The sequence below is a fragment of the Pseudomonas sp. zjy_15 genome (assembly GCF_043101865.1).
In the GTDB taxonomy this organism is placed as follows: domain Bacteria; phylum Pseudomonadota; class Gammaproteobacteria; order Pseudomonadales; family Pseudomonadaceae; genus Aquipseudomonas; species Aquipseudomonas putida_Y.
This window is the reverse complement of record NZ_JBICII010000018.1, coordinates 1-12,775: the sequence shown is the minus strand read 5'-3', so window position 1 is coordinate 12,775 and position 12,775 is coordinate 1. Positions and strand designations below refer to the sequence as shown.

Here is a 12,775-nt window from a genome sequence, read left to right as displayed (position 1 = left end):
TATCAATACCTCGAGCGGGTTCACCCGCGAAGAGTCCGGCACAGGCAGCCAAAGACAAGACTGGTTCTCGATAGCTTTCATGTTGCCAAGCCTTGAACTCAGGGAAAATGCCCCTATCTAAAACAGGCCCCTGCCAAAACGCTGTATCAGCATCGTGGAAATCCACCACTTTCCTCACCATCGTTTCCGGGTAGAATGCTCGTTCGCATGCGGCCTATGGGCTGCACGGGCGACTCACGGGGCCGCCCTCCATCCCTACGTGTGGAAGATCCTGCCGATATGTTTGCGCCTTTGTTAAAAAAACTTTTTGGAAGCAAGAACGAGCGTGAAGTCAAACGCATGCTCAAGACGGTGAGTATCGTCAATGCCTTCGAAGAGAAGATGGTGGCCCTCTCCGACGAGCAACTGCGGGGCAAGACCGTAGAGTTCAAAGAGCGCCTGGCCAAAGGCGAGACACTGGACCAATTGCTGCCCGAAGCCTTCGCCGTGGCCCGCGAGGCCGGCAAGCGCGTAATGGGCATGCGCCATTTCGATGTGCAGTTGATCGGCGGCATGACCCTGCACGAGGGCATGATCGCAGAAATGCGCACCGGTGAAGGCAAGACCTTGGTCGGTACCCTGGCCGTCTACCTCAACGCATTGTCCGGCAAGGGCGTGCACGTGGTCACCGTCAACGACTACCTGGCGCGCCGTGACGCCAACTGGATGCGCCCGCTGTACGAATTCCTCGGTCTGTCGGTCGGTATCGTTTCGGCCTTCCAGCCACCGGAAGAAAAGCGCGCCGCCTATGCCGCCGACATCACCTACGGCACCAACAACGAGTTCGGTTTCGACTACCTGCGCGACAACATGGCGTTCAGCCAGGACGAGAAGTTCCAGCGTGAACTGAACTTCGCCGTGATCGACGAAGTCGACTCCATCCTCATCGACGAAGCGCGTACCCCGCTGATCATTTCCGGTCAGGCCGAGGACAGCTCCAAGCTGTACATCGAGATCAACCGCCTGATCCCGCGCCTCACCCAGCACATCGAAGAGGTCGAAGGCCAGGTCACCCAGGAAGGCCACTTCAGCATCGACGAGAAGAGCCGCCAGGTCGAGCTGAACGAAGCCGGTCACCAGTTCATCGAAGAGATGCTGGCCCAGGCGGGCCTGCTGGCCGAAGGTGAGAGCCTGTACTCCGCGCACAACCTGGGCTTGCTGACACACGTCTACGCCGGTCTTCGTGCACACAAGCTGTTCCACCGCAATGTCGAGTACATTGTCCAGGACGGCCAGGTTCTGCTGATCGACGAACACACCGGCCGTACCATGCCGGGTCGTCGCCTGTCCGAGGGCCTGCACCAGGCCATCGAGGCAAAAGAGAACCTGAACATCCAGGCCGAGAGCCAGACCCTGGCTTCGACTACCTTCCAGAACTACTTCCGCCTGTACACCAAGCTGTCCGGCATGACCGGTACCGCCGACACCGAAGCGTTCGAGTTCCAGTCGATCTATGGTCTGAACGTGATGGTCATTCCGCCGAACAAGCCGCTGGCGCGTAAGGACTACAACGACCTGGTGTACCTGACCGCTGACGAGAAATACGCCGCGATCATCGCCGACATCAAGGAAAGCATGAAGCTGGGCCGCCCGGTGCTGGTGGGTACCGCGACCATTGAAACTTCCGAGCACATGTCCAACCTCCTGAAAAAGGAAGGTATCGACCACAAGGTGCTCAACGCCAAGTATCACGAGAAGGAAGCCGAGATCATCGCGCAAGCAGGCGCGCCAGGTGCACTGACCATCGCCACCAACATGGCTGGCCGTGGTACCGACATCCTGCTGGGCGGTAACTGGGAAGCCGAAGTGGCTGCCCTGGAAAACCCGACCGCCGAGCAGATCGCCCAGATCAAGGCCGACTGGCAGAAGCGTCACCAGCAAGTGATCGAAACGGGTGGCCTGCATGTAATCGCTTCCGAGCGTCATGAGTCGCGCCGTATCGACAACCAGTTGCGGGGCCGCTCCGGTCGCCAGGGCGACCCGGGTTCCAGCCGCTTCTACCTGTCGCTGGAAGACAGCCTGATGCGCATCTTCGCCTCTGACCGGGTGAAGAACTTCATGAAGGCACTGGGCATGCAGTCGGGCGAGGCCATCGAGCACCGCATGGTCACCAACGCTATCGAGAAAGCCCAGCGCAAGGTCGAAGGCCGCAACTTCGACATTCGTAAGCAATTGCTCGAATATGACGACGTCGCCAACGAGCAGCGCAAGGTGATCTACCACATGCGCAACAGTCTGCTGGCTGCCGATAACATTGGCGACACCATCGTCGAATTCCGCAAGGAAGTACTGGACGCTACCATCAGCCAGCACATTCCGCCGCAGTCGCTGCCAGAGCAGTGGGACGTAGCCGGCCTGGAGGCTTCGCTGGCCAGCGATTTCGCCATCAAGTTGCCGATCCAGCAATGGCTCGACGAGGACGACCACCTCTACGAAGAGACCTTGCGCGAGAAGCTGCTGAGCGAGATCACCGCTGCCTACAACGAGAAGGAAGACCAGGCTGGTCTCGAGGCCCTGCGAACCTTCGAGAAGCAGATTCTGCTGCGCGTGCTGGACGACCTGTGGAAAGACCACCTGTCGACCATGGACCACCTGCGTCACGGTATTCACCTGCGTGGTTATGCGCAGAAGAACCCGAAGCAGGAGTACAAGCGCGAGTCGTTCAGCCTGTTCCAGGAACTGTTGGAGTCGATCAAGCGCGACACCATCCGCGTGCTGTCGCACGTACAGGTTCGCCGCGAAGACCCGGCCGAAGAAGAAGCCCGCCTGCGCCGCGAGGCTGAAGAGCTGGCTAGCCGCATGCAATTCCAGCACGCCGCCGTATCCGGCCTGGAAAGTGAGCAACTGAGCGAGGAGGGAGCCGAAGTAGCGGTAGCCTCGGCGCCAGTACGCAATGACCAGAAGCTGGGCCGCAACGAGCCGTGCTGGTGCGGTTCGGGCAAGAAGTTCAAGCATTGCCATGGTCAGATCGAGTGATCTGAACCTTACGTTGTACAAGCCTGGGGCCGCTTTGCGGCCCTTTCGCGACACAAGGCCGCTCCCACAGGTGCCGCGCTCGTCCATGAACGGGCGCGATCCTTGTGGGAGCGGCCTTGTGTCGCGATGGGGCGCGAAGCGGCCCCTTTTTCGACATCATCGTTTTTTCTAGGAGCGCTCTAATGGCTGTTGGTCTTGGTCCTTTGCCCACCCTGCACCCGGTTCCGGGTTTTGAACTCGGTATCGCTTCTGCCGGTATCAAGCGCCCGGGGCGCAAGGATGTGGTGGTCATGCGCTGTGCCGAAGGCTCCAGCGTGGCGGGTGTGTTCACCCTCAACGCCTTCTGCGCCGCGCCGGTGATCCTGTCCAAGCAGCGTGTACAGGGCACCGTGCGCTACCTGCTGACCAACACAGGTAACGCCAACGCCGGCACCGGCGCGCCGGGCCTGGCCGCCGCCGAGCGTACCTGCGCCAAGCTGGCCGAACTGGCTGGCGTACCGGCCGAGTCGGTACTGCCGTTTTCCACCGGCGTGATCGGTGAGCCGCTGCCGGTCGAGAAGATCGAAGGCGCGCTGCAGGCCGCGCTCGACAACCTGTCGGAAAACAACTGGGCTGAGGCCGCTACCGGCATCATGACCACCGACACCCTGCCCAAGGGGGCCAGCCGCCAGTTCCAGCACGATGGCGTGACCGTTACCGTCACCGGCATCAGCAAGGGGGCAGGCATGATCCGCCCGAACATGGCGACCATGCTGGGCTACATCGCCACCGACGCCAAGGTGGCACCGAAGGTTCTCAAGGACCTGATGCTGGACGGCGCCAACAAGTCGTTCAACCGCATCACGATCGATGGTGACACCTCGACCAACGATTGCTGCATGCTGATCGCTACCGGCAAGGCTGACCTGCCGGAAGTGACCGAAGCCAGCGGCGCGCTCTTCGAAGCGTTGAAAAAGGCCGTGTTCGAAGTGTGCATGGAAGTGGCCCAGGCCATCGTCCGTGACGGCGAAGGCGCGACCAAGTTCGTGACCGTGCAGGTCAACGGTGGTGGCAACCACCAGGAGTGCCTGGATGTCGGCTACGCCGTGGCCCACTCGCCGCTGATCAAGACCGCGCTGTTCGCCTCCGACCCGAACTGGGGCCGTATCCTTGCCGCCGTAGGCCGTGCCGGCGTACCGGAGTTGGATGTGAGCCTGATCGATGTTTACCTGGACAACGTTTGCATTGCGAGCCAAGGCGGCCGCAGCCCGAGCTATACCGAGGCGCAGGGTTCGGCAGTGATGGCCCAGGAAGAGATCACCATCCGAATCGAACTGGGCCGTGGCCAGTGCAGCGAAACCATCTGGACGACCGACCTGTCCCACGAGTACGTGAAGATCAACGCCGAGTACCGTACCTGATCTACTGATCCGAAAGCCTCTTCGCGGGCACGCCCGCTCCCACAGGTGTTGCAATGCCTGCAGGAGCGGTGCGGTCCCTGTAGGAGCGGGCTTGCCCGCGAAAGGCCGCGCAGCGGCCTGCGGGTTTTGCAATGCAAACCTGATGGAGCCGAACCATGAGCTATCACCTGATCATCGGCGACAAGCTGTACTCCTCCTGGTCGCTGCGTGGCGCCCTGGCCCTCGAGCTGGCTGGCATACCCTACGAAGAAACCCTGATCAAGCTGAACCAGCCTGATACCCGTCAGCGCATTCTCGCGTACTCCGCCACCGGCAAGGTACCGCTGCTCAAGACCGAGCACGGTGTGATCGCTGACTCGCTGGCCATTGCCGAATACCTCAACGAACGCCACCCCGAAGCCCAGCTGTGGCCTGCCGATGTAGCCGCGCGTGCCCAGGCCCGTTCGGCCTGTGCGCAGATGCATAGCGGCTTTTTTGCCCTGCGCGGCGCCATGCCGTTCGACTTGTCGCGCGACCAGGCGCTGGAAAGCGTGCCGCTGGACGTACAAATCGACATCGACCGTATCGTTGCGTTGTGGTCCGAATGCCGTCTGATGTCCAAGGACAGCGGCCCGTTCCTGTTCGGCAAGCCAAGCCTGGCCGATGCCTTCTTTGCCCCGGTGGCGGTGCGCCTGCGCACCTACCGCGTAGAAGTCCCTGCTGAGGCGGCAGCCTACATCGAGACCATTTATCAGTGGCCAGCCTTCCAGGCATGGCAACAGGCAGGCCTGGAGGAGCGTAAAGCGTGAAACGGATTCATGTAGTAGCGGCCGTCATTCGCGGTGCTGATGGCCGTATTCTGATCGCACGCCGTGCCGACACCCAGCACCAGGGCGGCTTGTGGGAGTTCCCCGGTGGCAAGGTGGAAGAAGGCGAAAGCGTCGAAGCGGCGCTTGCCCGCGAGTTGCGCGAGGAGCTGGGTATCGAGGTAAGCCGGTCGCGTGCGCTGATCAAGGTCAGCCATGACTACCCGGACAAGCAGGTGCTGCTGGACGTGCGCGAAGTCGAGGCGTTCACTGGCGAACCCCATGGTGCCGAAGGCCAGCCGCTGGAATGGGTTGCCCCGCGCGATTTGCCGCAGTACGAATTCCCTGAGGCCAACAAGCCGATCATCGCCGCTGCGCGCCTGCCGGACCAGTACCTGATCACCCCGGATGGCCTGGAGGTGCCGCAGCTGCTCAAGGGCATCCAGAAGTCGGTGGCCAATGGCATTCGCCTGATCCAGTTGCGTGCCCCGGACATGTACGATCCCAAGTACCGCGACGTGGCGGTGGATGCGGTCGGGCTGTGTGCGGGCAAGGCGCAGTTGATGCTTAAAGGGCCGCTGGAATGGCTGGGTGATTTCCCGGCGGCCGGTTGGCACCTGACGGCCGCGCAACTGCGCAAGTACGCTGCCAGGGGCCGGCCATTCCCCAAGGAACGCTGGCTGGCCGCGTCCTGCCACAGTGCCGAGGAGCTGGCGCTGGCTGAGCAGATGGACGTGGACTTTGTCACCTTGTCGCCAGTGCAGGCGACCCAGACTCATCCGGATGCGGTGCCGCTGGGCTGGGATGAGGCGCAGCGCGTGATTGCCGGGTTCAACAAGCCGGTTTATCTGCTGGGTGGGGTAGGGGCGAGTGAGCGCGAGCAGGCCTGGGAGGCGGGTGCACAGGGTGTGGCCGGGATCCGGGCGTTCTGGCCCGAGGTTTGAGTCCCCTGTAACAGGGGACGCTGCGGGGCCCATTCGCGGGCTTGCCCGCTCCCACAGAAAACAAGCTTCAAGCCTGCTCGAAACCTGTGGGAGCGGGCAAGCCCGCGAATGGGCTGCAAAGCAGCCCCAGAAGTATCAGCCTTTGGGTTTCTCGGCGGGCTGCCACAAAACCTCAGCCACCCCCTGGCGCCGCCCGATGATCCGCGCCGCCACGAACAATAGATCGGAAAGCCGGTTGATATACGTCATCCCAACGCCTTCCAGTGGCTCCACGGCATTCAACTGCTGACACCGGCGCTCTGCACTGCGCGCCAGGCTGCGGCACACATGCGCCTGCGCCACCAGCGCCGAACCACTGGGCAGAATGAAGTTCTTCAGCGGCCCCAGTTCTTCGTTCCACACATCGATGGCCGCCTCCAGGCGTTCCACTTCCGCCAGGTTTAACGCCTGGTAACTGGGCATCGCCAGCTCGCCGCCCAGGTCGAACAAGCGGTGCTGACACGGCGCCAGTACTGTGGCCACCTCATTCAGCCCGTGCTCGGCGAGCCCCGCCAGCAGCAACCCCAACTGGCTGTTCAGGCTGTCCACCTCGCCAATCGCTTCGATCCGCGGGTGGTCCTTGGGCACCCGACGGCCGTCGCCCAGGCCGGTTTCGCCTTTGTCGCCGGTGCGGGTATAGATTTTCGAAAGGCGGTAGCCCATATCATTGCTCCGTTCTGGTCGGCGCCGCCGCTGTCGGCTGGCTGAGGGGCAGGCGCAGGGTAAAGCAGGTGCCCTGGCCTGGCGTGGATTGCACTTCCATCTGCCCCTTGTGGTTATTGGTGATGATGAAGTACGAGACTGACAGGCCCAGCCCGGTGCCCTGGCCGATTTCCTTGGTGGTGAAGAACGGCTCGAAGGTGCGCTTGCGCACTGCCTCGGGCATGCCGACGCCGTTGTCCTCGACCTGGATTTCCGCCCATGGCGGGTTCAGCCGTGTGCGCAGTGTGATGCGCCCGGGCTCGCTGGGTTGCGGGCGTTGGTGGATGGCCTGGGCTGCGTTCTTCAGCAAGTTGAGCAGTACTTGTTCCAGCTCGTTGGCGGTGCAGGGCACCGGCCCCAGGTCGGGGTCGAACTGGCGCACGATGGCTTGACCCTTGAAGTCGAAGCCTATGGCCAGGTCGAAGTCATTGCCGGCAATTTCAAGCGCCTGATCAATCAGTGCCGGCAGTTCACATGGCACCAGTTGGCGGTTGCTGCGGCGGCTGAAACTGAGCATGTGGGTGACGATCTTCGCCGCCCGGGCGCCGGCCTGCTGAATGCCGTCGAGCAGTTGCGGCACCTCGCGGCTGTCCAGGTAGCGGTTGATCGTGGCCAGGTCGATGCCCAGCTCTTCGGCCTGTTCCTGGTTGCGCGGCAGGTCGGACGACAGGCGCCGGCGAATGTTCTGCACATTGTGCAGGATAGCGCCCAGCGGGTTGTTGATTTCGTGCGCCATGCCGGCAGCCAGGCCGCCGACCGAGAGCATTTTTTCCGACTGCACCATCATCTCTTCCAATGACAGGCGTTGGGTGATGTCGTCGATACGAATGACCACGCCGCGCCCGCCGCCGCCGGTCAGTGGGTAGAAGGTCAGGGCGTAGTGGCGCAGGTCGTCGCCCTTGGGCCAGGTTACCCGCTCGATCTTCGCCACTCGATGTTTTTCCACGGTTTCCTTCAGTTGCGGGAGGAACGGCTTCAGCGGCTCGAATGCAATGAACACCGGCTGGTTGAGTGCCTCGTCCAGTGGCGTGCCGGAAAGCACCGTGGCTTCGTGGTTCCATTGGGTCACGTAAAGCTGTTCGTCGAGGGCAATCAGTGCCGAGGGCATCGAGTCGATGATGCTGTTGAGGTAGTTCTGGAAACCGGTGAGTTTTTTCTCGATCTTGCTGCGTACCTGTACTTCCAGTTCCAGCTTGCGGTTGGTGTGGCGGGTTTCCTCGGCAAGGCCCTGAGCCTGGTCGTAGGCGCTCTGGAACTCGTCGCGGGCGCTCTTGAGCTGCTGCTCGCGGGCCTCAATGCGCGACAGCATGGTGTTGAAGGCCTCGGCCAGGCTGCCGATCTCATCGTCGTTGCCGCGCTGGGCGCGCAAGGCATAGCTCTCTTCGCGGGTAACCTGGCGGCTGAGCTCCTCAAGCTGGTTGATCGGTTGTGTGATCAGGCGCTTGATCTGCCGGGCGATGACGATCCATAGCAGGACACTGAACACCAGGATGCCCAGGCTGGCGCTGAGTGTGCCGGTGTAGAAGGCCATGGGCAGTTCGCTGCTGGCCACCAGTAGCAAGTGTGCCGGTGGGTTGGCATCGCGGGGGATGCGGATCAACTGAGTGTTGCGAAACTCCATCAGGCGCCAGCCGTCGATGTTGCGAAAACGCTTGGGCAGGGCCAGCGGCTCGCCATGCTGCAACTGCGCCAGCATCCGCCCATCGCCACCGTAGACGGCGGCGGCACGCAGCGGTGTGTAATTGTCCAGTTCCTTGAGCAGGGCATTGGCAGTGTCCGGGGTGTCGCCGGCGCGGGCTGCAAGCTGTGGATTTGCCACCAGCCGGCCGATGGTCTGCAGAGCCTGCGGCGCCATGCTTTCCTGGGTGATCCAGTAGGCGGCGCTGATGAAGGTGAGGTTGGCCACCAGCAAGATGGTCACCAGCAATACCAGCAGGGCCGCCAGCAGCTTCTGCCCGACCGGGAGGTTTTCCAGGCGTTGGCGCAAGGTCATGGGCAAGGCAATGTCCGTATCCGGTTGAAGGGCCGCGTCAGTCGCAGGGCAAGCCACGCACGCGCAGGTTTTCGACCAAGCGCTGCAGCAGGTGTTCCAGCTGCGGCAGCTGCAGGCCATGACGGGTGGCAGCACGGCAAGCATGGCCGAGCAGGTAGTGCAACTCGGTGCGCCGTCCTGCATGCACGTCCTGGTACATGGAAGAGTAGTTGGCTGCGGTGGCCAGGATTACCCGCTGCACTTCTTCGTCCAGCCCCTCGGCTGCTTGCGGCTGGCCGCAACGGCGCAGCAGTCGGGCCAGCTCGGCGCACAGGGCCTGAACTTCACCCAGGTGCCCCAGCAGCCCGCCATTCTGGCAATCGTGAAGCACGGTCAGCGGGTTGATGGCGCAATTAAGCGCCAGCTTGCGCCACAGTCGGGTGAGTATGTCCACTGTCCATTCCGCGGGGATACCGGCTTCGTGCAGGTCATCGAACCAGGCGGGGACCATGGGGTTACCTGGGTCGCCCAGCCAGTTGAAGCCATGGCCGGCAAAACGCACCTGCCAGTCCCCCTCGCGGAAGGCGCCTTCGGTGCTGGAGACGAAGATGCAGCGAGCGTGCGGCACCAGGTCGGCGACTTCATCCTGACTGCCCAGGCCATTCTGCAGCAGCAGCACCTCGGCGCTTTCGGCCAACCGCGGCGCTACACTGGCAATCGCCGGGGCAGCGTCATAGGCTTTGCAGGCCACCAGCAGGCGGTGAATCGGGCCTTGCGCCTGCGCGGTTTCGGCAGGTATGGCGTAGTGCCGGGTTTGCTCCTGTTCGGCCAGGGACAGGCCACCGGCCTGCTGATAAGCCTGCAGCCGCTGCCCGTCACGCAGGATCAGGCGCACGGCCTTGCCTGCGCGTGCCAGGCGGCAGGCCCACAGACTGCCCAGGCTACCGGCGCCGAGAATATGCCAGGTGCTGCTCATATGCGTTTCGCAACCCGTTATAATGAGCCCGCATTTTAACCTTCAAACCCAGCGCGCTCCATCTTCAGCCTGAGCGCGCTTTTATTTTGGGAGAACCACCATGCCTTCGTTCGACGTGGTATCGGAACTGGACAAGCACGAAGTGCAGAACGCGGTCGACAACGCCATCAAGGAACTGGACCGCCGCTACGACCTCAAGGGCAAAGGCACCTTCGAGTTCAAGGACAAAGAGCAGACCGTGATGCTCACCGCGGAGGAAGAGTTCCAGCTCGAGGCGATGCTGGAAATCCTGCGCCTGGCACTGGTCAAGCGCAAGATCGACGTGAAGTGCCTGGAAACCAAGGACCCTTACGCCTCCGGCAAGGAAAAGAAACAGGAAGCCAAGTTCCGCGAAGGCATCGACAAGGACCTGGCGAAAAAGATCGTTGCCACCATCAAGGATGGCAAGTTGAAAGTACAGGCCGCCATCCAGGGTGAGCAGGTACGGGTAACCGGCAAGAAGCGTGACGACCTGCAGGAAGCCATTGCCCTGCTGCGCACCAAGGAATTCGACATGCCGCTGCAGTTCAACAACTTCCGCGACTGATGTGGGGTCGCCCGGAACCCCGATGGCCAAATGATGTCCATGGGGGCCGGGGTTGCGTAATAACACGCGCGGCCTGTTCTACCGTGTACTTGCCGCTCGGCATCAGGAGATGAATATGGATTTGAACGCTGAGGTCGATCAGCTCGTCCGCCAATCCCAGACGTGGATCCCTTTGATCATGGAATACGGCAGCCGTGTGCTGCTGGCACTGCTGACCCTGGCGGTTGGCTGGTGGATCATCAACAAGGTCAGCGCCCGCCTCGGCAAGCTGGTTGGCCTGCGCAACGCCGACCTGGCGCTGCAGGGCTTCATCAGCTCTCTGGCGAACATCGTGCTGAAGGTGCTGCTGTTGGTCAGTGTGGCCTCGATGATCGGCATCGAGACCACCTCGTTCGTCGCCGCCATCGGTGCTGCAGGCCTGGCCATCGGCCTGGCCTTGCAGGGCAGCCTGGCGAACTTCGCCGGTGGTGTGCTGATTCTGATGTTCCGCCCGTTCCGTATCGGTGACTGGATCGAAGCACAGGGCGTGGCCGGCACCGTCGACAGTATCCAGATCTTCCACACCGTGCTGCGCACCGCTGACAACAAGACGGTCATCATGCCCAATGGCAGCCTGTCCAACGGCATCATTACCAACACCAACCGTCAGCCGACGCGCAAGGTGGTGTTCGATGTGGGCGTTGACTACGAGGCCGACCTGCAGACGGCCCGCAATGTGTTGCTGGAGCTGGCAAAGGACCCACGCGTCCTGCAAGACCCGGCACCGCAGGCGGTCGTGTCGACGCTGGGTGACAGCTCGATCACCGTATCGCTGCGCTTGTGGACCAAGACCTCCGATTACTGGGACGTGATGTTCATGCTCAACGAGTATGCGCGTGACCGGTTGAAGGCCGAAGGGATCGACATTCCGTTTCCGCAGCGGGTCATTCGTGTGGTGCAGGAGACTGCAACGCAGTAATACCGCGTCAAAGCTGGGGCCGCAAAGCGGCCCCGGTTTTTTTCCTACCTTGATTACACTTGTTCACAGCAACTTCCAACAATTTCTGGCATATAGCCTGACCCCGCCTGCCACACCCGATACGCCATCATGAAACCACTGCTGTATATCACCCCTCTGCGCGCCTTGCTGTTCGGCCTGACCTTGGCCCTGTTCGAACTGCTGACCTACCTGGCCAGCGACGCGGTCATGCCGGCCATGCCAGTCGTGGTCGGCGACCTCGACGCCAGCCCTGAATACATACCCCATGCCCTCAACCTGTACCTGCTGGGGGGCGTGGTACTGCAATGGCTGATCGGCCCGCTGGCCGACCGCTATGGACGGCGCCCGCTGCTGCTGGTTGGCTGCGCATTCTTTGGCCTGGCCTGCCTGGCTACCTTCTGGGTCCAGGGCATCGGCCTGTTCAACCTGTTGCGCCTTTTGCAGGGCATTGGCCTGGGTTTTGTGGTCACTGTCAGCTACCCGGCCCTGAACGAGGCTTTCAGCGAGGCTGATGCCGTACGCATGATGGCCCTGCTGGCCAACATCGCCTTGCTGTCGCCCTTGCTCGGACCGCTGGTGGGCACTCTGCTGCTGCAATGGCTGGACTGGCGCTGGCTGTTCGTGGCGTTCGCCATCGGCGCGGTGCTGGCCTGGCTGCTGTTGTACCGCCTCATGCCGGAAACCCTGGGGGTGGAGCGCCGTGACGGTTCGCGGCTGGCATTCACGCCGATTCACCTGCTGCCACTGTTGGCGGGCTATGGCCAGTTGCTGGCCAACCGCCGCTTCGTTGCAGGCAGCGCTGCCCTTGGGTTGGTCGGCTTACCGCTGATTGGCTGGATCGGTCTGTCGCCGGTGCTGCTGATTCACGATGAGGGGTTGAGTACCCTGGAGTATGCCTTGTGGCAGTTGCCGGTGTTTGGCGGGCTGATCCTCGGTAACCTGATCATCAACCGTATTGCTGACCGCTATCCGCTGCCAGCCTTGGTGCGTGGCGCGCTCTGGCCATACCTGGCCGGCCTGTGCCTGATGGTGCTGGCGACCTGGTACTGGCCGAGCGTGACCAGCCTGGTGGCGGGCATGTCGCTGTATGCGCTGGGGTTGGGCGTGGCCAATGCGGTGCTGTACCGCATGACGCTGTTCTCCAGTGAACAGAGCAAGGGTCTGGTTTCGGCCATGCTGGGGATGATCACCATTGCCCTGCTCGGGCTCGGAGGGGCGCTGCTGGCGATGATTGGCGCCGGTGCCAGCTTGCTGCATTTTGCCCTGGCGGCGGGGGTGGCGGGGGCGTTGGCGCTGTGGCCGCTGTGGTTTGTGGTGGGTGGGCGGCCTGGGGAAGGGGCTGTAGCTCGATAATCGGTATTGCCTGTGCCGGCCTCT

General features: G+C 62.4%; 10 protein-coding genes. 7 read left to right on the top strand and 3 right to left on the bottom strand.

Annotated features, from left to right (window positions below):
* Positions 1-279 precede the first annotated feature (279 nt).
* The 4 genes from secA to ACF8EF_RS02245 all read left to right on the top strand — a co-directional run bounded on the left by secA (position 280) and on the right by ACF8EF_RS02245 (position 6,144).
* A complete protein-coding gene (gene secA / locus ACF8EF_RS02260; protein ID WP_176682617.1) occupies positions 280-3,015 on the top strand; it encodes a preprotein translocase subunit SecA in 2,736 nt (911 codons plus the stop codon).
* A gap of 182 nt (positions 3,016-3,197) precedes the next feature.
* The gene (gene argJ / locus ACF8EF_RS02255) at positions 3,198-4,415 is read left to right on the top strand and encodes a bifunctional glutamate N-acetyltransferase/amino-acid acetyltransferase ArgJ (protein ID WP_021785812.1); all 1,218 of its coding nucleotides are present in this window, start codon (positions 3,198-3,200) and stop codon (positions 4,413-4,415) included.
* A gap of 155 nt (positions 4,416-4,570) precedes the next feature.
* A complete protein-coding gene (locus tag ACF8EF_RS02250) occupies positions 4,571-5,203 on the top strand; it encodes a glutathione S-transferase family protein (RefSeq protein ID WP_176682618.1) in 633 nt (210 codons plus the stop codon).
* A complete protein-coding gene (locus ACF8EF_RS02245; protein ID WP_392460919.1) occupies positions 5,200-6,144 on the top strand; it encodes a Nudix family hydrolase in 945 nt (314 codons plus the stop codon). Before ACF8EF_RS02250 ends, ACF8EF_RS02245 begins: the two co-directional genes overlap by 4 nt.
* A 135-nt stretch (positions 6,145-6,279) precedes the next feature.
* Here ACF8EF_RS02245 and ACF8EF_RS02240 read toward each other — a convergent pair whose 3' ends face one another.
* From ACF8EF_RS02240 to ACF8EF_RS02230, 3 genes are read right to left on the bottom strand one after another with little or no spacing between them, the layout of a single operon-like run.
* Positions 6,280-6,846 (bottom strand): cob(I)yrinic acid a,c-diamide adenosyltransferase, encoded by a 567-nt coding sequence (locus ACF8EF_RS02240; protein ID WP_176682620.1) that lies wholly within the window; start codon positions 6,844-6,846, stop codon positions 6,280-6,282.
* A gap of 1 nt (position 6,847) precedes the next feature.
* The gene (locus ACF8EF_RS02235; protein WP_176682792.1) at positions 6,848-8,878 is read right to left on the bottom strand and encodes an ATP-binding protein; all 2,031 of its coding nucleotides are present in this window, start codon (positions 8,876-8,878) and stop codon (positions 6,848-6,850) included.
* Between the two features lie 37 nt (positions 8,879-8,915).
* Entirely contained in the window at positions 8,916-9,833 is a 918-nt protein-coding gene (locus tag ACF8EF_RS02230; RefSeq protein WP_176682621.1) for a putative 2-dehydropantoate 2-reductase, read from the bottom strand.
* A gap of 100 nt (positions 9,834-9,933) precedes the next feature.
* Between ACF8EF_RS02230 and ACF8EF_RS02225 the strand changes: the two genes are divergently transcribed.
* From ACF8EF_RS02225 to ACF8EF_RS02215, 3 genes are all read left to right on the top strand, one after another.
* Complete coding sequence (locus tag ACF8EF_RS02225; protein WP_003251890.1) at positions 9,934-10,419, top strand: YajQ family cyclic di-GMP-binding protein; 486 nt, start codon at positions 9,934-9,936, stop codon at positions 10,417-10,419.
* Between the two features lie 115 nt (positions 10,420-10,534).
* Complete coding sequence (locus ACF8EF_RS02220; protein ID WP_021785806.1) at positions 10,535-11,377, top strand: mechanosensitive ion channel family protein; 843 nt, start codon at positions 10,535-10,537, stop codon at positions 11,375-11,377.
* A gap of 129 nt (positions 11,378-11,506) precedes the next feature.
* Positions 11,507-12,751, top strand: coding sequence for an MFS transporter (locus tag ACF8EF_RS02215; RefSeq protein ID WP_176682624.1), 1,245 nt, complete (start codon positions 11,507-11,509; stop codon positions 12,749-12,751).
* Positions 12,752-12,775 lie beyond the last annotated feature (24 nt).